This window comes from Pseudomonas sp. KH_017, assembly GCF_057840285.1.
This window is the reverse complement of the sequence record NZ_CM174509.1, coordinates 1920515-1942230: the sequence shown is the minus strand read 5'-3', so window position 1 is coordinate 1942230 and position 21716 is coordinate 1920515. Positions and strand designations below refer to the sequence as shown.

The 21716-nt window shown below is 60.3% G+C and carries 18 protein-coding genes; 9 read left to right on the top strand and 9 right to left on the bottom strand.

The genetic code is table 11. From position 1 onward, the window contains the following. Nucleotides 1-20: 20 nt before the first annotated feature. Nucleotides 21-236, top strand: coding sequence for a ribosome modulation factor (gene rmf / locus AC3IT6_RS08885; RefSeq protein ID WP_003223300.1), 216 nt, complete (start codon nucleotides 21-23; stop codon nucleotides 234-236). A 260-nt stretch (nucleotides 237-496) separates the two neighbouring features. Here the strand turns inward: rmf and AC3IT6_RS08880 are convergent, their stop codons facing one another. Continuing rightward, complete coding sequence (locus AC3IT6_RS08880) at nucleotides 497-1516, bottom strand: quinone-dependent dihydroorotate dehydrogenase (protein WP_458370926.1); 1020 nt, start codon at nucleotides 1514-1516, stop codon at nucleotides 497-499. 227 nt (nucleotides 1517-1743) lie between these two features. On the opposite strand from AC3IT6_RS08880, the gene AC3IT6_RS08875 reads away from it, so the two are divergent. The 8 genes from AC3IT6_RS08875 (at nucleotide 1744) to cobA (ending at nucleotide 13322) form a co-directional block, all read left to right on the top strand. Beyond that, nucleotides 1744-2955, top strand: coding sequence for a CmpA/NrtA family ABC transporter substrate-binding protein (locus AC3IT6_RS08875; protein WP_489354918.1), 1212 nt, complete (start codon nucleotides 1744-1746; stop codon nucleotides 2953-2955). 15 nt (nucleotides 2956-2970) lie between these two features. Then, nucleotides 2971-3546: an ANTAR domain-containing response regulator gene (locus tag AC3IT6_RS08870; protein WP_008048624.1), complete on the top strand. Its 576-nt coding sequence runs from the start codon at nucleotides 2971-2973 to the stop codon at nucleotides 3544-3546. A gap of 339 nt (nucleotides 3547-3885) precedes the next feature. Further along, nucleotides 3886-5097 (top strand): nitrate/nitrite transporter, encoded by a 1212-nt coding sequence (locus tag AC3IT6_RS08865; protein WP_458370924.1) that lies wholly within the window; start codon nucleotides 3886-3888, stop codon nucleotides 5095-5097. Between the two features lie 7 nt (nucleotides 5098-5104). Then, nucleotides 5105-6772, top strand: coding sequence for a bifunctional protein-serine/threonine kinase/phosphatase (locus AC3IT6_RS08860; RefSeq protein WP_489354917.1), 1668 nt, complete (start codon nucleotides 5105-5107; stop codon nucleotides 6770-6772). A 290-nt stretch (nucleotides 6773-7062) separates the two neighbouring features. Beyond that, nucleotides 7063-9516: a nitrite reductase large subunit NirB gene (nirB, locus tag AC3IT6_RS08855; RefSeq protein WP_151213285.1), complete on the top strand. Its 2454-nt coding sequence runs from the start codon at nucleotides 7063-7065 to the stop codon at nucleotides 9514-9516. Then, entirely contained in the window at nucleotides 9513-9830 is a 318-nt protein-coding gene (nirD, locus tag AC3IT6_RS08850) for a nitrite reductase small subunit NirD (RefSeq protein ID WP_046042889.1), read from the top strand. Before nirB ends, nirD begins: the two co-directional genes overlap by 4 nt. Beyond that, complete coding sequence (locus tag AC3IT6_RS08845) at nucleotides 9830-12547, top strand: nitrate reductase (RefSeq protein ID WP_489354916.1); 2718 nt, start codon at nucleotides 9830-9832, stop codon at nucleotides 12545-12547. The genes nirD and AC3IT6_RS08845 overlap by 1 nt, the downstream gene beginning before the upstream one ends. Before the next feature lie 10 nt (nucleotides 12548-12557). Continuing rightward, nucleotides 12558-13322 carry a uroporphyrinogen-III C-methyltransferase gene (gene cobA, locus AC3IT6_RS08840; RefSeq protein WP_489272707.1) on the top strand — a complete coding sequence of 255 codons (765 nt, stop codon included), beginning with the start codon at nucleotides 12558-12560 and terminating at the stop codon, nucleotides 13320-13322. Nucleotides 13323-13395: 73 nt separating this feature from the next. Here cobA and AC3IT6_RS08835 read toward each other — a convergent pair whose 3' ends face one another. The 8 genes from AC3IT6_RS08835 to ppsA all read right to left on the bottom strand — a co-directional run bounded on the left by AC3IT6_RS08835 (nucleotide 13396) and on the right by ppsA (nucleotide 21562). Then, nucleotides 13396-14424 (bottom strand): OmpA family protein, encoded by a 1029-nt coding sequence (locus AC3IT6_RS08835; protein WP_150724654.1) that lies wholly within the window; start codon nucleotides 14422-14424, stop codon nucleotides 13396-13398. Nucleotides 14425-14531: 107 nt separating this feature from the next. After that, entirely contained in the window at nucleotides 14532-15122 is a 591-nt protein-coding gene (gene sigX, locus AC3IT6_RS08830) for an RNA polymerase sigma factor SigX (RefSeq protein WP_095945166.1), read from the bottom strand. 90 nt (nucleotides 15123-15212) lie between these two features. Continuing rightward, nucleotides 15213-16037 carry a mechanosensitive ion channel family protein gene (locus AC3IT6_RS08825; RefSeq protein ID WP_008048604.1) on the bottom strand — a complete coding sequence of 275 codons (825 nt, stop codon included), beginning with the start codon at nucleotides 16035-16037 and terminating at the stop codon, nucleotides 15213-15215. Nucleotides 16038-16039: 2 nt separating this feature from the next. Further along, nucleotides 16040-16288, bottom strand: a complete 249-nt coding sequence (locus tag AC3IT6_RS08820) for a hypothetical protein (RefSeq protein WP_007996720.1) — start codon at nucleotides 16286-16288, stop codon at nucleotides 16040-16042. Between the two features lie 63 nt (nucleotides 16289-16351). Next, entirely contained in the window at nucleotides 16352-17347 is a 996-nt protein-coding gene (locus tag AC3IT6_RS08815) for a zinc transporter ZntB (protein ID WP_489354915.1), read from the bottom strand. A 26-nt stretch (nucleotides 17348-17373) separates the two neighbouring features. Further along, nucleotides 17374-17862, bottom strand: a complete 489-nt coding sequence (rraA, locus tag AC3IT6_RS08810) for a ribonuclease E activity regulator RraA (protein WP_489356505.1) — start codon at nucleotides 17860-17862, stop codon at nucleotides 17374-17376. 140 nt (nucleotides 17863-18002) lie between these two features. After that, the gene (locus AC3IT6_RS08805) at nucleotides 18003-18992 is read right to left on the bottom strand and encodes an alpha/beta fold hydrolase (RefSeq protein WP_489354914.1); all 990 of its coding nucleotides are present in this window, start codon (nucleotides 18990-18992) and stop codon (nucleotides 18003-18005) included. A gap of 194 nt (nucleotides 18993-19186) precedes the next feature. Further along, nucleotides 19187-21562 carry a phosphoenolpyruvate synthase gene (gene ppsA / locus AC3IT6_RS08800; RefSeq protein ID WP_223448265.1) on the bottom strand — a complete coding sequence of 792 codons (2376 nt, stop codon included), beginning with the start codon at nucleotides 21560-21562 and terminating at the stop codon, nucleotides 19187-19189. Nucleotides 21563-21716 lie beyond the last annotated feature (154 nt).

Sequence of the window (21716 nt, the reverse complement as noted above, 5' to 3'; positions counted from 1 at the left end):
ACAAGTGAGGGCAACACCCTATGAGAAGACTTAAGCGTGATCCGTTGGAAAGAGCATTTTTGCGCGGATATCAATATGGCGTTGGTGGTAAATCCCGTGAGCTTTGCCCATTTACTCTACCGTCGGTACGTCAAGCCTGGATCAACGGCTGGCGAGAAGGACGCGGCGACAACTGGGACGGTATGACCGGCACTGCAGGAATCCACAGACTCAACGAACTTCACGCCGTCGGCTAATTACAGGGCACTACACTCCGACACGACAATCTGATTTGTACTGAATTAACCACGCACGTCCCATCCGGACGGCGGGCTACGGCCCAGGGGCTCCTTCATGGAGCCCTTTTTTATGCCTGCTCGCTGGTCCAAACAATCCCCTGTAGGAGCAGCCGGTCGACGCTCGATTGCTCGCGATGGAACCGAGAGCACCGCGTGCATCCAGAAAGCACGCGTTATCGTTATCGACCATCGCGAGCGAGCTCGCTCCTACAAGGGGATCAGCGTAGCGCTGCAATCGCGTCCACAGACTCACGAATCAGCGCCGGGCCTTTGTAGATGAAGCCCGAATAGATCTGCACCAGGCTCGCGCCTGCGGCGATTTTCTCCGCCGCGTGCTTGCCTTCGGTAATGCCGCCCGCCGCAATGATCGGCAAACGCCCGCCCAGCTCCGATGCCAGCACTTTCACGGTGTGGGTGCTCTTGTCACGAACCGGCGCGCCAGACAGACCGCCGGCTTCTTCGCCGTGCTCCATGCCTTCGACGCCTACGCGGCTCAGGGTGGTGTTGGTGGCGATGACGGCATCCATCCCGGTTTCGATCAGTGCTTGTGCAACTTGTGCGGTTTCTTCGTCGCTCATGTCCGGCGCGATCTTGATCGCCAGCGGTACATGCTTGCCATGACGCAATGCCAGTTCCGCGCGGCGCTCGGCCAGATCGGCCAGCAACTGCTTGAGCGAGTCACCGAATTGCAGGCTGCGCAGGCCCGGCGTGTTCGGCGAACTGACGTTGACCGTCACATAGCTGGCGTGGGCGTAGACCTTGTCCAGGCAGATCAGGTAGTCGTCCACGGCACGCTCGACCGGCGTATCGAAGTTCTTGCCGATGTTGATGCCCAGCACGCCTTTGTACTTGGCCGCCGCCACGCGGGCCAGCAGGTGATCGACGCCGAGGTTGTTGAAACCCATGCGGTTGATGATCGCCTCGGCTTCCGGCAAACGGAACAGGCGTGGCTTCGGGTTGCCCGGCTGCGGACGCGGCGTGATGGTGCCGATTTCGACAAAACCGAAACCCAGTTGGGCAAAACCATCGATGGCCGCGCCGTTCTTGTCCAGGCCGGCGGCCAGCCCCACCGGATTCGGGAAGTCCAGGCCCATGACATTCACCGGCACCTTCGCCGGGGCCTTGCACAGCAAGCCGTTGAGCCCAAGACGCCCGCCCGCGCCGATCAGGTCCAGGGACAGATCGTGGGAGGTTTCCGGGGAGAGTTTGAACAACAGCTGACGGGCCAGGGTGTACATGGGCGGATTTGACTCGATTGGCGGCGAATTGAGGGGGCGATTATAGCCGGGCAACGGGGTGGCAAGCGAGGCGCGTGATCAAATCAACGGATAATGGCATATGCCTTGCACCACTCTGGACACCAGCACCCATGCCAACGACCGAATGTGTGCAAAGACAATGGCGTCGTCCCCGGCCTGCTCATGCAAGAACCCGGACGACGTTTTTTTTGCAAGGTGAACACGCGATGAACGAACCGTCAGCCGGCCCCCTGGCCTGGGTCAATGGCAGCGATGCCCCGGAAAAAACCGAAATCAATCTCGGCTTCATGGCCCTGAGCGACTGCGCCTCGGTGGTTGTCGCCGCCACTCAGGGCTTCGCCCAGCCCCACGGCTTGACCCTGAACCTCAAGCGTCAATCGTCCTGGGCCAACCTGCGGGACAAACTGGTCAGCGGCGAACTCGATGCCGCCCACAGCCTCTATGGCCTGATTTACGCCGTTCACCTGGGTATCGGTGGCGTGGCCGCGACCGACATGGCCGTGCTGATGGGCCTGAATCAGAACGGCCAGAGCATCAACCTGTCCCGCGGCTTGCAGGCGCTTGGAGTGACCAGTCCTGAAGCACTGGATCGGCATGTGCACCAAACTCGCTCAAAACTCACCTTCGCCCAGACGTTTCCCACCGGCACCCACGCCATGTGGTTGTATTACTGGCTCGCCAGCCAGGGCATTCACCCGCTGCTGGATGTCGACAGCGTGGTGGTGCCGCCACCGCAAATGGTCGCGCACCTGCGGGCCGGGCGCATCGACGGCTTCTGTGTCGGCGAACCCTGGTCCGCCAGTGCCGTGCAACAGGACCTCGGCTTCACCCTGGCCACGACTCAGACCATCTGGCCCGATCATCCGGAAAAGGTCCTCGGCTGCACCCGTGCGTTCGTCGAGCAATACCCCAATACCGCCCGGGTGTTGGTAATGGCGGTTCTGGAAGCCAGCCGCTTCATCGAAGAAAGCACCGAGAATCGCCGCAGTACCGCACAATTGCTCAGTGCCGCGCAGTACCTTGACGCGCCACTGGACTGCATCGAACCACGCCTGCTGGGCGAATACGCCGACGGCCTTGGCCACCGCTGGCAAGACCCGCACGCGCTGCGCTTGCACGGGGATGGCGAGGTCAACCTGCCGTACCTGTCGGACGGCATGTGGTTCATGACCCAGTTCCGCCGCTGGGGCTTGTTGCGCGATGACCCGGACTATCTCGCGGTGGCCCGGCAGGTCCAGCAACTGGACCTCTACCGTGAAGCCGCCCGTGCCGTCGGCGTCGCTTCATCAGCCGAGCAAATGCGCAGCAGTCAATTGATCGACGGCAAAATCTGGGACGGCTCGGACCCGGCCGGTTATGCCCGCAGTTTCAAACTGCACGCCATGAGCGACAGCTCGCACCGATCCGCCAGCCGCTGACAGGAGACCACGAACATGCTGCGTATCCTGCTGATCAACGACACCGCCAAAAAAGTCGGACGCCTGAAGGCTGCCCTGACCGAGGCCGGATTCGAAGTGATCGATGAATCCGGCCTGACCATTGACTTGCCCGAACGCGTCGAAACGGTGCGTCCGGATGTAATTCTGATCGATACCGAGTCACCGGGGCGCGATGTCATGGAACAAGTGGTGCTGGTGACGCGCGACCAGCCACGACCGATTGTGATGTTCACGGACGAACACGACCCCGATGTGATGCGCCAGGCGATCAAGTCCGGGGTCAGCGCCTACATCGTCGAAGGCATTCACGCACAACGCCTGCAGCCGATTCTCGATGTAGCCATGGCACGCTTCGAGAGCGACCAGGCCTTGCGTGCCCAGTTGCATGCCCGCGACCAGCAATTGGCCGAGCGCAAGCGCATCGAACTGGCCAAGGGACTGCTGATGAAAATGAAGGACTGTAACGAGGAAGAGGCCTACACACTGATGCGCCGCCAGGCGATGAGCCGCCAGCAGAAGCTGATTCAAGTGGCGGAGCAGATTATTGCCATGAGCGAGTTGCTCGGCTGAAACCCAGTGGTGAATGTTCTATCGCCTTCGCGAGCAAGCCCGCTCCCACAGGTGATTTGTGTTCGACGCCATTCCCTTGTGGGAGCGGGCTTGCTCGCGAATGGCAGCGACTCGATTTCGGTTGTTGGCACAAATCTCGCTATGTAATCGATACAGGTAACCAACGGCGGTTGCCCCACCTACGACAAAGACGTCGCGCACCTCATTTGCCCTTGGCGGATCGGGTGGCGGCGTTTTTTCGTTTTGGCCCCACAGCACGGGGCCGGTGGTGCGGCCGTATCGGCGCCCCACCTGCAAGCTCATGACTCCTTTCGAGACTCTTCACAGCTGAGGTGCGCAATGAATTCAAGCTTCTGGAAATCCGGCCATACACCCACATTGTTCGCAGCGTTCCTCTATTTCGACCTGAGTTTCATGGTCTGGTACCTGCTCGGTCCTTTGGCGGTACAGATCGCCGCCGACCTGCACCTGACGACGCAGCAACGGGGGCTGGTGGTCGCCACGCCGATTCTGGCCGGGGCGGTGTTGCGCTTCGTGATGGGGATGCTGGCTGATCGCCTTTCGCCAAAAACCGCCGGCCTGATCGGCCAGGTCATCGTGATCTGCGCCCTGTTCGGTGCCTGGAAACTCGGGATCCACAGCTACGAGCAGGCGTTGCTGCTGGGCCTGTTCCTCGGCATGGCCGGCGCTTCGTTCGCCGTCGCCCTGCCCCTGGCCTCGCAGTGGTATCCGCCGCAACATCAAGGCAAGGCCATGGGCATCGCCGGCGCGGGTAACTCGGGCACGGTGTTAGCCGCATTGATCGCCCCGGTGCTGGCAGCAGCATTTGGCTGGAGCAACGTGTTCGGGTTTGCCCTGATTCCGCTGATCCTGACCCTGATCGTCTTCGCCTGGCTGGCCCGCAATGCCCCCGAGCGGCCAAAAGCCAAATCCATGGCCGACTACTTCAAGGCCCTGGGTGATCGTGACAGCTGGTGGTTCATGTTTTTCTACAGCGTGACGTTCGGTGGCTTCATCGGCCTGGCCAGCGCCCTGCCCGGTTATTTCAACGACCAGTACGGCCTGAACCCGGTGACTGCTGGCTACTACACCGCTGCCTGCGTGTTCGGCGGCAGCCTGATGCGCCCCTTGGGTGGTGCTCTGGCTGACCGGTTCGGCGGCATTCGGACCCTGTTGGCGATGTACACCGTCGCGGCGATCTGCATTGCCGTGGTCGGCTTCAACCTGCCAAGCTCCTACGCCGCACTGGCACTTTTCGTCTGCACCATGCTCGGTCTGGGCGCAGGCAATGGCGCGGTATTCCAGTTGGTGCCCCAGCGTTTTCGCCGGGAAATCGGCGTGATGACCGGCCTGATCGGCATGGCCGGCGGCATCGGCGGGTTTGCCCTCGCGGCCGGCATGGGCGCGATCAAGCAAAGCACCGGCAGCTATCAACTGGCGCTGTGGTTGTTCGCCAGCCTCGGCGTTCTGGCCTGGTTCGGTCTGCACGGCGTGAAACGTCGTTGGAGAACCACCTGGGGTTCGGCCGCCGTGACGGCTGCGCGGGTCTGACGCCTCTATGAGCCTGCAACTGAGTTTCGCCGAAGCCAGCGCCGTCGGTCCTCGCGAGGAAAACCAGGATGCCCTGCGCCTGGTCACGCCGGCTCCGGCGCTGGCCGCAAGCAAGGGTTATCTGTTCGCCATCGCCGACGGTGTCAGCCAGTGCGTCGATGGCGGTCTGGCTGCTCGTTCGACGTTGCAGGCCCTGGCGCTGGATTACTACGCCACGCCGGAAACCTGGAGCGTCGCACAGGCACTCGATCGTCTGCTGCTGGCGCAGAACCGCTGGTTGCAGGCCAATGGCGGCGGACAACCGCTGCTGACCACTCTCAGTGCGTTGGTCCTGCGTGGCCGGCGTTTTACCCTGGCCCATGTCGGCGATTGCCGGGTATATCGCTGGCACGCCGACCAATTGCAGCGAATCAGCGAGGATCACGTCTGGGACCAGCCGGGCATGCAGCACGTGCTGAAACGGGCGCTGGGGCTCGATCAACACCTGGTGCTGGATTTTCTCGACGGCGAGTTGCGCCCCGGTGAAAGCTTCGTCCTGCTCAGCGACGGCGTCTGGGCCGTCCTGGGCGATACCGCCATTGCCGCGATCCTGCGCGATCAACCGGACTTGCACAGCGCTGCGCAAACCCTGGTCAATGCCGCGCACCTGGCGGGCAGCCAGGACAACGCCAGCGCCTTGCTAGTGCGGGTCGATGCCCTCGGCGAAGCGAGCATTGGCGATGCATTGATGCACTTACAGCAATGGCCACTGCCGCCTGCCCTGAAACCGGGCCAGGCGTTCGAGGGCTGGCAGGTCGAGGGAATCGTCGCACAGAGCCAGCAATCGCTGCTTTATCGCGTTCGCGACAGCCAGCAACAACCCTGGCTGCTGAAAACCCTGCCCGGTCGCCTGCACGACGATCACCAGGCCGGGCAAGCGTTACTGTCGGAAGAATGGTTTCTCAAACGCGTGGCCGGTCGACACTTTCCTGAAGTCCATGCCGCCAGTCAGCGTCAGCATTTGTACTACGTGATGCGTGAATATTCGGGCGCTACCCTGGCCCAGCGGCATGAACAAAGCGGACCCTTACCGCTGCCCCAGTGGCAAGACATCGCCGAGCGCCTGCTGCGAGCGGTCGGTCTGTTGCATCGACGGCAGATCCTGCATCGCGATATCAAACCGGAAAACCTGTTGCTGGGAGACGATGGTGAGTTGCGCCTGCTGGATTTCGGCCTGGCCTACTGCCCCGGACTCTCGCAAGACCTGCCCTGGGCGCTGCCGGGCACACCCAGTTACATCGCGCCCGAAGCCTTTCGCGGCGAAGTACCGACGCCACGGCAGGACTTGTACGCGGTCGGTGTGACATTGTATTTCCTGCTCACCGGGCACTATCCCTATGGCGAAATCGAAGCGTTCCAACGCCCGAGGTTTGGCCTCCCGGTCAACGCCAGCCGTTACCGGCCCGACCTGCCGGACTGGATCGCCCATAGCCTGGAGCGCGCCGTGGCGGCGGCCCCCGACCAGCGTTTCGAAACGGCGGAAGAATGGCTGCTGCTGATGGAACAGGGCGAACGCCGCAGCTTGAGCGTGCGCCCCAAGCCCTTGCTGGAGCGCGAGCCGCTGAAGGTCTGGCGGACATTGGCGTTGGTATCGTTGCTGCTCAATCTGGTGCTGCTGGTGATTGCGCTCCATTAGCGGGCAATGCGCCCTGAATCGGTGCATTCCCTCACGGTTCTGCCCTTGTGAACGGGGAAAAAGCCAACAAACACGGGATTTGAGCGACTTGGCATAACCGCTGCATTACCTCTTGCAACAGACATACAGCGCAGGCTTCAACGACGAAGGTTGCACTTCCCGAGAGAACGGGACCAGGACAAAGGCGTCCTCGCTAGGCAACTAGCGGGACGCCTTTTTTTGTTTGCGCAAAATTTGTCGAGCATGGCCTGAACCCTGATGAGGCAGGCCTGAGCTCCCCGGAGAACCTGATGAAAAAACTAAAACTGGTGATGATCGGCAACGGCATGGCCGGGGTCCGGACCCTGGAAGAGCTGCTCAAACTGAGCACTGAGCTGTACGACATCACGGTCTTCGGCGCCGAACCGCACACCAACTACAACCGCATCCTGTTGTCGCCGGTGCTGGCGGGCGAACAGACCTTCGAAGAGATCGTGCTCAACGACCTGGACTGGTACCTGGAAAACAACATCAAACTGCTGCTCAACCGCAAGGTGGTGGAGATCGACCGGGTCAAGCGCCGGGTCATTGCCGAAGACGGCAGCGAAGCCGAATACGATCGCCTGCTGATCGCCACCGGCTCGACGCCTTTCATCCTGCCCATTCCCGGCAACACCCTTGAAGGCGTGATCGGCTACCGCGACATCGCCGACACCCAGGCCATGATCGACACCGCGAAAACCCATCGGCACGCCGTGGTGATCGGTGGCGGCCTGCTCGGCCTGGAAGCCGCCAACGGCCTGATGCTGCGGGGCATGCACGTGACCGTGGTGCACATCGGCGAGTGGCTGCTGGAACGGCAACTGGACAAGACCAGCGGCCAGCTGCTGCAAAGCGCGCTGGAATCTCGCGGCCTGCACTTTCGCCTGTGCGAGCAGACCCAGGCCTTGCATGACGCGGGCAACGGCCGGGTCGGTTCGGTGCAATTCAAGAACGGCGACATCATCCCCGCCGACCTGGTGGTGATGGCCGCCGGCATTCGCCCCAATACCGAACTGGCGGAGAAATCCGGCATTCCGTGCAGCCGCGGGATTCTGGTCAACGACACACTGCAAACCTACGACCCACGGATCTATGCCATCGGCGAGTGTGCCAGCCACCGCGGCATCGCCTATGGCTTGGTGGCGCCGCTGTTCGAACAGGCCAAGGTCTGCGCCAACCACCTCGCCCAACTGGGTTTTGCCACCTACAAGGGTTCGGTGACCTCGACCAAATTGAAGGTTACCGGCATCGACCTGTTCTCCGCCGGCGACTTCATGGGCGGCGAAGGCACCGAGACCATCACCCTCTCGGACCCGATTGGCGGGGTCTACAAGAAACTGGTGATCAAGGATGACGTGCTGGTCGGCGCCTGCCTGTACGGCGATACGGCAGACGGCGGCTGGTATTTCCGGCAGATCCGTGAGAATCACGCCATCGGCGAAATTCGCGATCACCTGATGTTCGGTGAAAATGCGCTTGGTGACGTAGGACATCAGGGCCAGGACAAAGCCATGAGCATGGCCGACACCGCCGAAGTCTGCGGCTGCAACGGTGTGTGCAAGGGCACCATCGTCAAGGCCATTCAGGAACACGGACTGTTCAGTGTCGACGACGTCAAGAAACACACCAAGGCTGCCAGCTCCTGCGGCTCCTGCGCCGGCCTCGTCGAACAGATCCTGATCAACACCGTGGGCGGCGCGGCGGACGTCAAACCGAAAAGCGAAAAGGCCATCTGCGGCTGCAGCGACCTCAACCACGGGCAAATCCGCCAGGCCATCCGCGAGCAGCACCTGCTGACCATCGCCGGCACCATGAGCTACCTGAACTGGCGCACACCCAACGGCTGCGCCACCTGCCGGCCGGCGCTCAACTACTACCTGATTTCCACCTGGCCAGGGGAAGCCAAGGACGATCCGCAATCTCGCCTGATCAACGAACGCGCCCACGCCAATATTCAGAAAGACGGCACCTACTCGGTAGTCCCGCGGATGTGGGGCGGTGTGACCAATCCTTCAGAGCTGCGGCGCATTGCCGACGTCGCCGACAAGTACAACGTGCCGATGGTCAAGGTCACCGGTGGCCAGCGCATCGACTTGCTGGGCATTCGCAAGCAAGACCTGCCGGGGGTGTGGAAAGACCTGGACATGCCGTCCGGCCACGCCTATGGCAAATCCATCCGCACGGTGAAAACCTGCGTCGGCAGCGAGTTCTGCCGCTTTGGCACCCAGAACTCCACACAACTTGGCATCGAGCTGGAACATGACCTGTTCAACATGTGGTCGCCGCACAAGGTGAAGCTGGCTGTCTCCGGTTGCCCGCGCAACTGCTCGGAAGCCGGTATCAAGGATGTGGGAATTATCGGTGTGGACTCCGGTTGGGAGATGTACATCGGTGGCAACGGCGGGATCAAGACCGAAGTCGCGGAATTCTTCGTCAAACTGAAAACCGCCGAAGAAGTGCGCGAATACAACGGTGCATTCCTGCAGCTCTATCGCGAAGAAGCCTTCTACCTCGAACGCACCGTGCACTACCTGCAACGGGTCGGCATGGAACACATCAAGAAAGCCGTGCTGGAAGATCCGGAGCGGCGCAAGGCGCTCAACGATCGCCTGCAATTCTCCCTGTCGTTCGAACAGGACCCGTGGAAGGAACGCCTGGAACAGCCACAGCTGAAAAAAGAATTCGATGTCATCCCCGTGAAAAACCTGGAGGTGCTGGCATGAACTGGCTGGATATCTGCGCACTGGAAGAGATCAATGCCCTGGGCTCGCGGATCATCGCCGGGCCAAAGGGAGACATCGCGATTTTTCGTACCAGCGACGACGAAGTGTTCGCCCTTGACGACCGCTGCCCGCACAAGGGCGGCCCGTTGTCCCAAGGCCTGGTCTACGGCAAGCGGGTGGCCTGCCCGTTGCACAACTGGCAAATCGACCTGGAAAGCGGCGAAGCCCTGGCCCCGGACATCGGCTGTGCCCATCACCATCTCGCCCGGGTGGAAAATGGCCGGGTGATGCTGGCCCTGCGGGATGCAGGCTGATGGACCGCCAGATCACTGCATCCACCTGCTGTTACTGCGGGGTCGGCTGCGGCGTGCTGATCGAGCACGACGGCTCGCGCATCCTCGGCGTCAGCGGCGATCCGACGCACCCGGCCAATTTCGGCAAACTGTGCAGCAAGGGCTCGACCCTGCACCTGACCGGCGACTTGACGGCACGGGCGCTCTACCCCGAACTGCGCCTTGGTAAAGGCCTGGCCCGCCACCGTACCGACTGGGATACCGCCCTCGATCACGCTACCAGCGTGTTTGCCGCGACCATTGCCGAACATGGCCCGGACAGCGTCGCGTTCTACATTTCCGGGCAACTGTTGACCGAGGACTACTACGCCTTCAACAAGCTGGCACGTGCCCTGGTAGGCACCAACAACATCGACAGCAATTCGCGCCTGTGCATGTCCTCGGCAGTAGTCGGCTACAAGCGCAGCCTGGGTGCCGACGCCCCGCCCTGCAGCTACGAAGACCTGGAGCTGAGCGATTGCATGATGATCGTCGGCAGCAACATGGCCTACGCCCACCCGGTGCTGTTTCGCCGGCTGGAAGCCGCCAAATCCCGCCGGCCGCAGATGAAGGTCATCGTCATTGACCCACGTCGCACAGATACCTGCGATCTGGCTGACCTGCACCTGGCGATCTTGCCTGGCACCGATGTCGCCTTGTTCCATGGGATTTTGCATCTGCTGCTGTGGGAAGACTGGATCGATCGTGACTTCATCCGGGACCACACCGAAGGCCTGGCCGAGCTGAAAAACCTGGTGCGTGACTACACGCCGCAAATGGTTTCGCAGCTCTGCGGAATCAGCCTCGGGCAATTGCAGCAATGTGCCGAGTGGATCGGCACGTCACCGAGCTTTCTGTCGCTGTGGTGCATGGGGCTTAACCAGTCCACCGCCGGCAGCTCGAAAAACAGTGCACTGATCAACCTGCACCTGGCCACCGGGCAGATCGGTCGTCCCGGCGCCGGACCTTTCTCCCTCACCGGTCAGCCAAATGCCATGGGCGGGCGGGAAACCGGCAGTTTGTCCAACCTGCTGCCCGGCCACCGTGACGCCGCCAATCCGCAACACCGTGAGCAAGTGGCGTCCTACTGGGGCGTCGAGCAACTACCGGAAAATCCCGGGCTCAGCGCGATCGAACTGTTCGAGCAAGTGCGCAACGGCAAGATCAAGGCGTTGTGGATCGCCTGTACCAACCCCGCGCAATCCATGCCGGACCAGACGGCCGTGCGCGAAGCCCTGCAAGCCTGCCCGTTCGTGGTGTTGCAGGAAGCCTTCAGCACCACTGAAACCGCGAAGTTCGCCGACCTTCTGCTGCCCGCCGCCAGCTGGGGGGAAAAGGAAGGTTGCGTGACCAACTCCGAGCGGCGCATTTCCCACGTACGCCAGGCAATCGTCGCACCGGGTGAGGCGCGGCCGGACTGGGTAATCACCGTAGATTTCGCACAACGCCTGGAAAAACACCTGCGTCCCGGCCAAACCAGCCTGTTTGAATTTGATAATCCCGCTCAGGTCTTTGACGAATACAAACACCTGACTCACGGTCGCGACCTGGATCTGTCCGGTATCAGCCATGCGCTGATCGATCATCTCGGCCCGCAGCAGTGGCCCTTCCCGGCGGGTGCCGTTGAAGGCACGGCACGGCTTTACGTCGACGGGAAATTTGCCACTGCCAATGGGCGCGCACAGTTCGTGGCCGATCCATACCGCGCCGCCAAAGAGCAACGCGATGCACGCTTCCCGCTGACCCTGATCACCGGTCGCCTGCGCGATCAATGGCACGGCATGAGCCGCACCGGCACCGCCGCGCAGTTGTTCGGCCATGTCAGCGAAGCGGAGTTGAGCCTGCACCCGGACGAACTGCGTCGCCATCGCCTGCAGCCGGGGGATCTGGTCAGCCTGAAAAGCCGGCGCGGCGCGGTCGTCGTCGCGGTTACCAGCGATGACAGCGTGCGCCCGGGCCAGGCCTTTTTGCCGATGCATTGGGGTGACCGTTTTCTCAAGGGCGGGGTGAACAGTCTCACCCTGCCCGCATTCGATCCTTTGTCGAAACAGCCCGAACTTAAACACAGCGGTGTTCGCCTGGATCCTGTGGATTTGCCCTGGAAACTGTTCGCACTGATCGAGGGCGATGTTCAACGGCATTTTGAGGTGCTACGGCCGCTCTGTGAGGCGTTTTCCTACGTCAGCCTCAGCCTTGTTGGTCGCGAGCGCCCTGCCCTGCTTGTACGGGCTGCCAATACTTCAGCACCTTCGGCAGAGCTGCTAAGCGAAATCGATAAAAACCTGGCGCTCGATGACGGCCCGGTGCTGGCTTACGACGACCCTCGACGGGCCATTGGCAAGCGCGTGCGAATCGAAAATGGCCGGATCACTGCCATTCGATTGGCCGGTGAAACCCTTGCCCAGCACTGGTTGCAGGGGCTGTGGCTCGAAGGTCGCGCGGACCAGCAACTGCGGCGCTGGCTGCTTGCGCCGCTGAGCGCACCACCGGGCAACCTGGACGCGCCCGTCAACGCGAACAAGATCCTGTGCAATTGCAAGAACGTCGGCCAGAACGCGATCTGCGCCGGCATCAGCCGTGGCCTGGACTTGCAGGGACTCAAGCAAGAACTGGGTTGCGGCACGCAATGCGGGTCCTGCGTTCCGGAAATCAAACGTCTGCTGGCTGCCACGGCGCAACCAGTCACCGTCTTCTCGTGAGGAAAACACTATGAGTGCAAAAGTCTGGCTGGTAGGTGCGGGCCCGGGTGATCCGGAGTTGCTCACGTTGAAAGCGGTACGCGCCTTGCGCGAGGCTGATGTGGTGCTGATCGATGACCTGGTCAATGTCGCGGTACTCGAGCATTGCCCTGGGGCGCGGATCATCCCGGTGGGCAAGCGCGGCGGCTGCCGCTCCACCCCGCAAGCGTTCATCCATCGCCTGATGCTTCGTTATGCCCGGCAGGGCAAATGCGTGGCGCGGCTCAAGGGCGGCGATCCGTGCATTTTCGGCCGAGGTGGTGAAGAGGCGCAGTGGCTGCGTGAGCGCGGGGTCGAAGCCGAGTTGGTCAACGGCATCACTGCCGGGCTGGCGGGGGCAACGCAATGCGATATTCCGCTGACTTTGCGCGGTGTCGCCCGTGGTGTCACGCTGGTCACCGCACACACCCAGGACGACAGCCAATTGAATTGGCAGGCACTGGCCCAAGGCGGAACGACGTTGGTGATTTACATGGGAGTGGCCAAGCTCGGTGAAATCCGTGAGCAGCTGTTGGCCGGCGGCATGGCGACGGATACGCCCGTGGCCATGATTGAAAACGCCTCCTTACCCCATCAACGGGAATGTCGGAGCACTCTCACAGACATGGATGAAGCTGCCTACAGATTCCAACTGAAAAGCCCTGCCATAATGGTGATCGGTGCAGTGGCAGCCTGTGCAACTCAATCCCTTTGGGAGCGTGATTTACCTGCGATGGCGGCAGATCAGTCAGCGTAGTTTCAGCTGTTTCACCAAATCGCAGACAAAGAAAAGCCCGGCCTGAGCCGGGCTTTTCAGAGCTGCGAGCTAATTACTTAGCTTGAGCTTCAACCTGCGCTTCTACGCGACGGTTAACAGCGCGACCAGCTTCAGTTTTGTTGTCAGCAACTGGGCGGGATTCGCCGTAGCCAACGGACTGAACGCGGGACGACTCAACACCGTACTGGTTGGTCAGAACTTGCTTAACGGCGTTTGCACGACGCTCGGACAGTTTCTGGTTGTAAGCGTCAGGACCGACGGAGTCAGTGTGACCTTCAACAGTAGTGGTGGTGGATGGATACTGCGTCATGAAGTCAGCCAGGTTCTTGATGTCGCCGTAGCTGTTTGGCTTGACTACCGACTTGTCGAAGTCGAACTTCACGTCCAGCTCTACACGAACGACTTCAGCAACAGCTGGGCAGCCATCAGCGTCAACAGTTACGTTGGCCGGGGTGTCCGGGCACTTGTCAACGTTGTCGCAAACGCCATCGTTGTCGCTGTCGGAGCAAACTTCTGGTACTGGAGCTGGAGCAACCGGCTTGCTGCCGCCGCCGAAGTTTACACCGACACCGACGCTAGGAGCCCACTCGGTGTTGCCCTGGTCGATGTTGTACTGAGCTTCAACGCCAGCACGGGCGTAGAAGTTGTCGGTGAAGTACAGCTTGGCACCGCCGCCAACGTTGGCGAAGGTGGAACGGTCACGGCTGTTCGAACCGAACTGGTCGATGCTCTGGTCGGAGAAACCGCCCGAGACGTAAGGACGCAGCATGTCACCTGGGTTGTTGAAGTGGTACAGAGCGTCCAGAGCGGTGTTCGCGCCCTTTACGTTCTTGCCGTCGTTGGTAACGGCGTTGTGCACTTCGTCATAGGCCAGACGCAGTTCAACGTCGTCAGTCAGGAAGTAACCGATAGAACCACCCGGCAGGATGCCGTCGTTCTTGAAGTTACGGTCGCTATCGAAATATTGCTTCTTTGCGTAGCCTTCGATTTCAACTGCGCCTTGGCCCTGTGCCAATGCGCCGAACGAAGTAGCGGCAATAAGAGTACCAATGGCCAAGCCCAAGGTGTTTTTCAGTTTCATCCGTTAAATCCCCATCTGGTGATTGTGAAGCAGTCCCGCAAACCGGGGGACAACTCGGCGGCAAGTCTAACAGAACTTGCCTACACGTAAGAGATATTTGCGCTGAACTAAGTTTCAGCAATGCCTGCAAATTTCTCACGCAATTTATCTAGAGCGCGTTTGTACCGCATTTTTGTTGCACTCAAACCCATATGCATGATGTCTGCGATTTCCTGAAACTCCAGCTCTGCGACAAATCGTAGCACCAGAATTTCACGGTCAATCGGGTTCACATACACCAACCAGCGATCAAGTCCGCCCTTTTCCTCAGGTTTCGGCGTCTTTTCTTCGGACGCTTCCTCGAGGGGGTCAAGACTCAAAGCGTCCATCAAGCGACGCTTTCGCCGTTCCTTGCGATACTGTGTGATGCACTCGTTGTACGTGATGCTATATAGCCATGTCTTGAACTTCGATTTACCTTCGAAGTTCTTCAGGCCATACAGCACCTTTAACATGACCTCCTGACAGACATCGTCTGCGTCGCGATCGTTCCCGAGATATCGTGCACACACATTAAATAATGTCCGCTGGTAACGCCGCATCAGTTCTTCATAGGCGCGTGTTACGTGAAACAGCTCGGAATGCGAGCGCGCGACCAACTCCTCATCAGAGAGCTCGCGGGGGTCGTAGCGCATGGATAGCGATTGGGCTTTATTCAAAACAAGTCGGGCCGACAGTCAGGTCAATGTCCGCCGCAGCCAGCTTCAGCAGGCATTTTGCGGCGGCATACATTAGCAGGGTTTGCCGGGTTAGCGGCTACTCACATGCTGCTCAAGGAGGATCCGATTGGAAAGAGAGACTAGCTCACCTTCATCGGTCAGCAATGTGGTTTTAACCGTGCCGATCTCTTCGATCTGGCCTTCGACCTCGCCAACACGCACTTGTTGCCCAACCTGGTACAGCTCACGCACGTAGATTCCCGCAAGAATCTGGCCGGCAATTTCCCGGCTTCCCAACCCCATGGCCAGCGCTACCGCCAGACCAACGGTTATCAACACAATCACGATCACATGGTTCAGCAAGTCAGTCTTGACCTCCAACTGGCTGATCGCAACCGAAATACTGATGATGATCACCAGGCCCTGGGCAATTCGTCCAAGCCCAGAAGCATAGTCCAGACCTACGCCTTCTGCCGCTCCCCGCACCAGCCCGTTGGCCAGTTGCGCCAGCAAGACACCTACCAGCAACACCAGCGCCGCGCCGAATACCTTCGGCAAATACAACGCAAGCATATCCAGCGTAGCTGAAACTCGCTCAAGTCCAAGGGATTCTGCGGCAGAAACCAGAAAAATGAGCAGAACGAACCAATAGACGATCTTGCCGATCAGGGTCGAAATAGGAACTTGCAATCCAGCACGGGACAGCAATTTGGTCAGGCCGGTGCCCCCCATCAAGCGGTCAAGGCCCAGTTTGGCGAGCAACTTGGAGAGCAAGGTGTCGAGCAGCTTGGCCACGACAAAACCCAGCAGCAGCACAACCAGTGCGCCGAACAGGTTCGGAATGAAGTTCGCAACCTTGGTCCACAACGCAGTCATTGCAGTGACGAGGCTCTGAGTCCAGAGATCAAGTTCCATATTCAATCAGCCTTATCAGCAGTGCGGGCAGCAGGTTTACGAAGACGGGATACCGGCGCGACATGGGCCGATCCGTTATTCAGGGCGATCATCAGTGCGGGCAGCCAGCGCCCCAGCAGGCTGAACAAATCACCGGCGCCGACCTGACGGTTGGCGGTTTTCAGCACGCGCCCAAGGCACGCATCGTCGTCCCGGGTGGACGGTGAGGCCTTGAGCATGTCGCGTAAAGACTGTTCAAACGGATCGTGCATACGCACCTCTCGTGATGTCTGTGAAAGACGCGGTGAAAATTGGTCGGGTCACATGACTGTCCGTCAGACCCAGCGCAAACGTCGGTACAACCACCACTGCCCCAACGCCACCGAGACCACCAAAAGGCAAGCGATCAGGAAACCATACGGGCTCGCAGAGAATGGAATGCCACCGACGTTGATCCCCAAAAGCCCGGTCAGAAAACTCATTGGCAAAAAGATCCCGGTGATGACACCGAAGCGATACATCGTGCGACTCATGCGCAGGCTCAATCGCCGGTCTTCCGCCTCCAGCACAAGCCCCACGCGCTCCCGGGTCAACTCGAGCTCTTCGAGATAACGGGTCAGGCTATTGTTCAATTCGTTCCAGTAATCGCCATCGTCCTCGACAAACCAGGGCAATTTGATCCGCGTCAGTTGACCGAAAATGTCCCGCTGCGGAGCGAGAAAACGCTTCAACGCAGCCGCCCGGCGACGAATCTGCAAAACCGATCCGTGCTCAGGAGTATACCGTTCGTCGGCATCCAGCTTTTCTTCTTCCTCATCGACCACTTCCGAGAGGTCACTGACCAGATCCTGCACCTTGTTGGTGAGGTACTGCGCCATGCAAAGGATGAGTTCGGAGGCTGTTTTCGGTCCCTTGCCTTCGGACAGTTGCACCAGCAACTCTTCAGTGGCACGCAACGGACGCAAACGCAGGGAAATGACACGTTGGGCAGAGCCGAAGATCCGCACCGACACCATGTCTTCCGGTTCGGCACCGGGGTTCAGATTGACCCCGCGCAAAAATAGCAGCAGTTCGCTGTCCGAAAGCTGCAAAAGTCGCGGACGGGTGTTTTCTTCGAGTAACAGGTCACAGCTGAACTCGCTCAGACCGCTGGATTTGCGTAACCAGGTCCGGGTTTGCGGATGACTGCGATCCCAGTGCAGCCACAGGCTCTCATGGGCCTGCAGCTGCAAGTCATCGAGTTCAGTCCGGGCAATCGAACGCGCGCCGCCTCTACCGTCCAGCACCAGGGCATGCACCAGCCCCCATTGCGCGTTTTCTTCCTCGAACATCCGCACTCCTTTAGTCGATCAGCGCTTTATTCAGGCATTTTCAGCGGGCTGGGCGAGATGATTACGCCATTGTTGTCCGCATAGATGTAATGGCCCGGTTGGAAGGTCACGCCGGCGAAGGTCACGGCAACGTTGAGATCGCCGAGCCCGCGCCTGTCGGATTTTCTCGGGTGGCTGGCGAGGGCCTGAACGCCCAGATCGGTCTGTGCGATGATATCGACGTCACGGATGCAACCGTAGATCACCAGCCCTTCCCAACCGTTTTTCGCGGCTTTCTCGGCCAGCATGTCACCCAGCAACGCATGACGCAGGGAACCGCCACCGTCTACCACCAGCACTTTGCCATTCCCCTTGAGCTCGACTTGCTCCTTGACCCGCGAGTTGTCTTCGAAGCACTTGATGGTCACGATTTCGCCACCGAACGAATCACGGCCGCCGAAATTGCTGAACATCGGTTCCAGCACCTGCACCAGTTCCGGATAGGCGTCGCACAGGTCAGGCGTGAGGTAATGGATCATCGAGAAACTCCTGTAAAGAGGAAGACAGCACGAACATCAGTGATGACTCAGTCACGGAAAGTGACCGGAACAGCTCAATGCGTCATATCTTAGCCGCAAGCCGATCAGAGCGAAATGCCCTTGTTAGAGCGTCAGGTTCAGATTGCCGCGGCAAAATCCTGTTGCGCTCCCGGCAAAGGCGTCTGCTGATCGGCCAACCAGCGAGTCACCAATGGCCAGACTTCAGCCTGGGCTGCCTTGCTGACGAGCATTTCCACGTGACCGAAATTGTCGCCGAAGCCCTGCTCGCGCCCCAGATTGATGAATTGCTTGTGCTGCGAACCGACCTGATCGAACAACTTGCGACACGCCCAGGCCGGGTCCTGATGATCACCCGCGGCACTGACCGCCAGTACGGGCAACTTGACCTCGGCCAGGCCTGCCCACCAGTCCTTGTCGGCATCGCCGAAGCGCCCGAACAAGCCAAACCAGCGCATGCTTTCCAGGGCCAGGCCAATCGGTTCGTCCTCCGGGCCGCGCTTGAGCCTTGAGCCGGACAACTGGGCAAAACGCTTGAGAATAAAGCGGCCGCTCCACTCCACCGGCGGAATCTTCAATGGCCAGTAGGTGCGGCTGACTTGTGTACCGAAAAACGCCGCCGAGGCCACGACCTGCTCACCGATGTACTCGCCACCCAGCGCTGCGGCCAGTGTAGTACCACCCAGCGAGTGACCGATCCAGTGCGGCACCTGCCCGCTCTGTTCACGCACGAACGCGCCAATGGCCGGCAGGTCATAGCGTGCGTAGTCGGCGACACGGTTCTTGCGGTAGTCGTGGTTACGCTGGGACAGGCCGTGACCGCGCATTTCCGGAATCCAGACGTCGAATCCCAGGCGGGCCAGGTAAGCGCCCAATCCCAGGCCCTTGGGGGAAAACCAGAACCGTCGATTGGAAAAGCTGCCGTGCAGCAGGATCACCGGCACGCCACGGGAGGACGACTCATCGGCCATACCAAGGCGTGTCACAGCCAGTTCGACGGTGAAGTCGGGGCTGTTACCGGGTTTCAAACGATACACATCTTCGCTCAGATCGCCGCGTCGTTCGGCGCTGATCAAAGCGACAGGAAATAGGTTGCTGCTGCTTTGCATAATCTCTTGCACAAAAAAGGGCGGCATCCGGATGGAGCCCGCCCTGCTTGAATCTCAAAGACCGCTCCCTGCAGGAGCGAGCCCTGCTCGCGAAGAACTTCAGGACACCACGTTTATCCAGCATAAACGCGTTATCGTTGGCGTCCATCGCGAGCAAGCTCGCTCCTACAAAGGCACGGCCCGTTTACACCGGATCAGGCCGAAGCTTGACCTTCCGCCAGGAAGAACCAGGTTTCCAGTACGGAGTCCGGGTTCAACGAAACGCTTTCAATGCCCTGCTCCATCAGCCACTTGGCCAGGTCCGGGTGGTCCGAAGGACCCTGACCGCAGATGCCGATGTATTTGCCGGCCTTGTTGCACGCGGCAATGGCATTGGCCAACAGCTTCTTCACCGCCGGATTACGCTCGTCGAACAGGTGCGCAATGATCCCGGAGTCACGGTCCAGGCCCAGGGTCAGCTGGGTCAGGTCGTTGGAGCCGATGGAGAAACCGTCGAAGAACTCGAGGAATTCTTCAGCCAGGATGGCGTTGGACGGCAGTTCGCACATCATGATCACGCGCAGACCGTTCTGGCCACGGGCCAGGCCGTTTTCCGCCAGCAGATCGACCACTTGGCTCGCTTCGCCCAGGGTACGGACGAACGGCACCATGATTTCGACGTTGGTCAGGCCCATCTCGTTGCGCACACGCTTCAGAGCACGGCATTCGAGTTCGAAGCAGTCGCGGAACGATTCGCTGATGTAACGCGACGCACCGCGGAAGCCCAGCATCGGGTTCTCTTCTTCCGGCTCGTACAGCTTGCCGCCGATCAGGTTGGCGTATTCGTTGGACTTGAAGTCCGACAGGCGCACGATGACTTTCTTCGGCCAGAAAGCTGCAGCCAGGGTGCTGATGCCTTCGACCAGTTTCTCGACATAGAAGCCGACCGGATCGTCGTAACCGGCGATACGCTTGTCGACGCTTTCCTTGATGTCCAGTGGCAGACCGTCGTAGTTCAGCAGTGCCTTGGGGTGCACGCCAATCATGCGGTTGATGATGAACTCCAGACGGGCCAAGCCCACACCGGCGTTCGGCAGCTGCGCGAAGTCGAAGGCGCGATCCGGGTTGCCGACGTTCATCATGATCTTGAACGGCAGCTCCGGCATGGCGTCCACGGAGTTCTTCTTGATGTCGAAGCCCAGTTCGCCTTCGAAGATGAAACCGGTGTCGCCTTCAGCGCAGGAAACGGTCACGCCCTGGCCGTCTTTCAACAGTTGGGTGGCGTTGCCACAACCTACTACCGCTGGAATACCCAGCTCACGGGCGATGATCGCCGCGTGGCAAGTACGGCCGCCACGGTTGGTGACGATCGCGCTGGCGCGCTTCATGACCGGTTCCCAGTCCGGGTCGGTCATGTCGGAAACCAGTACGTCGCCTGGCTGGACCTTGTCCATCTCGGACACGTCCTTGATGATGCGGACCTTGCCGGCGCCGATGCGCTGGCCGATGGCGCGGCCTTCCACCAGCACGGTGCCGGTTTCCTTCAGCAGGTAACGTTCCATGACGTTGGCCTGGGTGCGGCTCTTCACGGTTTCCGGACGGGCCTGCACGATGTACAGCTTGCCGTCGTCACCGTCCTTGGCCCACTCGATGTCCATCGGGCACTTGTAGTGCTTCTCGATGATCATCGCCTGCTTGGCCAGCTCGCTGACTTCGGCGTCGCTCAGGCAGAAACGCGCGCGCTCAGCCTTGTCCACGTCGACGGTCTTCACCGAACGACCGGCCTTGGCTTCGTCGCCGTAGATCATCTTGATGGCCTTGCTGCCCAGGTTGCGACGCAGGATGGCCGGACGACCGGCAGCCAGCGTGCCCTTGTGGACGTAGAACTCATCCGGGTTCACCGCGCCTTGCACGACGGTTTCACCCAGGCCGTAGGCGCCGGTGATGAACACCACGTCACGGAAGCCCGACTCGGTATCGAGGGTGAACATCACGCCGGCGGTGCCGGTTTCGGAACGAACCATGCGCTGCACGCCAGCAGACAGGGCAACCAGCTTGTGGTCGAAGCCCTGGTGCACGCGATAGGAAATGGCGCGGTCGTTGAACAGCGAGGCGAACACCTCTTTGGCGGCGCGAATGACGTTTTCGACACCACGGATGTTCAGGAAGGTTTCCTGCTGGCCGGCAAAGGATGCGTCCGGCAAGTCTTCGGCGGTGGCCGAAGAACGCACGGCCACGGCCATGTCAGGGTTGCCGGCGGACAGCGTGGCGAACGCGGTACGAATTTCGGCATTCAGTTTTTCAGGGAACTCGGCTTCCATGATCCATTGGCGGATCTGGGCACCGGTCTTGGCCAGGGCATTCACGTCATCGACGTCCAGGGCATCGAGTGCGTCATGAATCTGCTGGTTCAGGCCGCTCAACTCCAGGAAATCACGATAAGCCTGAGCGGTCGTGGCGAAGCCACCGGGCACCGATACACCGGCGCCTGCCAGATTGCTGATCATCTCGCCGAGGGATGCGTTCTTGCCCCCCACATGCTCTACATCATGGACGCCGAGCTTATCGAGGGAAACTACGTACTCTACCAAGGTGATCTCTCCACTAACTGTGTTGGAAAAGCTCAAAACCGGCTGCTCGGGGGAGCGTTTACCGGCTATATGGCCTGGACCTGGAAAATAAGTGAGAATGCGGGCCAATGGCGGCCGGCAAACCGCGCCTATCATATCCAAGATTCGTCACTAG

What these genes read in the sequence shown, in the direction of transcription:
- rmf (WP_003223300.1), top strand. Translation starts at nt 21, where the DNA reads ATGAGAAGACTTAAGCGTGATCCGTTGGAAAGAGCATTTTTGCGCGGA.
- AC3IT6_RS08880 (WP_458370926.1), bottom strand. Translation starts at nt 1,516, where the DNA reads ATGTACACCCTGGCCCGTCAGCTGTTGTTCAAACTCTCCCCGGAAACC.
- AC3IT6_RS08875 (WP_489354918.1), top strand. Translation starts at nt 1,744, where the DNA reads ATGAACGAACCGTCAGCCGGCCCCCTGGCCTGGGTCAATGGCAGCGAT.
- AC3IT6_RS08870 (WP_008048624.1), top strand. Translation starts at nt 2,971, where the DNA reads ATGCTGCGTATCCTGCTGATCAACGACACCGCCAAAAAAGTCGGACGC.
- AC3IT6_RS08865 (WP_458370924.1), top strand. Translation starts at nt 3,886, where the DNA reads ATGAATTCAAGCTTCTGGAAATCCGGCCATACACCCACATTGTTCGCA.
- AC3IT6_RS08860 (WP_489354917.1), top strand. Translation starts at nt 5,105, where the DNA reads ATGAGCCTGCAACTGAGTTTCGCCGAAGCCAGCGCCGTCGGTCCTCGC.
- nirB (WP_151213285.1), top strand. Translation starts at nt 7,063, where the DNA reads ATGAAAAAACTAAAACTGGTGATGATCGGCAACGGCATGGCCGGGGTC.
- nirD (WP_046042889.1), top strand. Translation starts at nt 9,513, where the DNA reads ATGAACTGGCTGGATATCTGCGCACTGGAAGAGATCAATGCCCTGGGC.
- AC3IT6_RS08845 (WP_489354916.1), top strand. Translation starts at nt 9,830, where the DNA reads ATGGACCGCCAGATCACTGCATCCACCTGCTGTTACTGCGGGGTCGGC.
- cobA (WP_489272707.1), top strand. Translation starts at nt 12,558, where the DNA reads ATGAGTGCAAAAGTCTGGCTGGTAGGTGCGGGCCCGGGTGATCCGGAG.
- AC3IT6_RS08835 (WP_150724654.1), bottom strand. Translation starts at nt 14,424, where the DNA reads ATGAAACTGAAAAACACCTTGGGCTTGGCCATTGGTACTCTTATTGCC.
- AC3IT6_RS08825 (WP_008048604.1), bottom strand. Translation starts at nt 16,037, where the DNA reads ATGGAACTTGATCTCTGGACTCAGAGCCTCGTCACTGCAATGACTGCG.
- AC3IT6_RS08820 (WP_007996720.1), bottom strand. Translation starts at nt 16,288, where the DNA reads ATGCACGATCCGTTTGAACAGTCTTTACGCGACATGCTCAAGGCCTCA.
- AC3IT6_RS08815 (WP_489354915.1), bottom strand. Translation starts at nt 17,347, where the DNA reads ATGTTCGAGGAAGAAAACGCGCAATGGGGGCTGGTGCATGCCCTGGTG.
- AC3IT6_RS08805 (WP_489354914.1), bottom strand. Translation starts at nt 18,992, where the DNA reads ATGCAAAGCAGCAGCAACCTATTTCCTGTCGCTTTGATCAGCGCCGAA.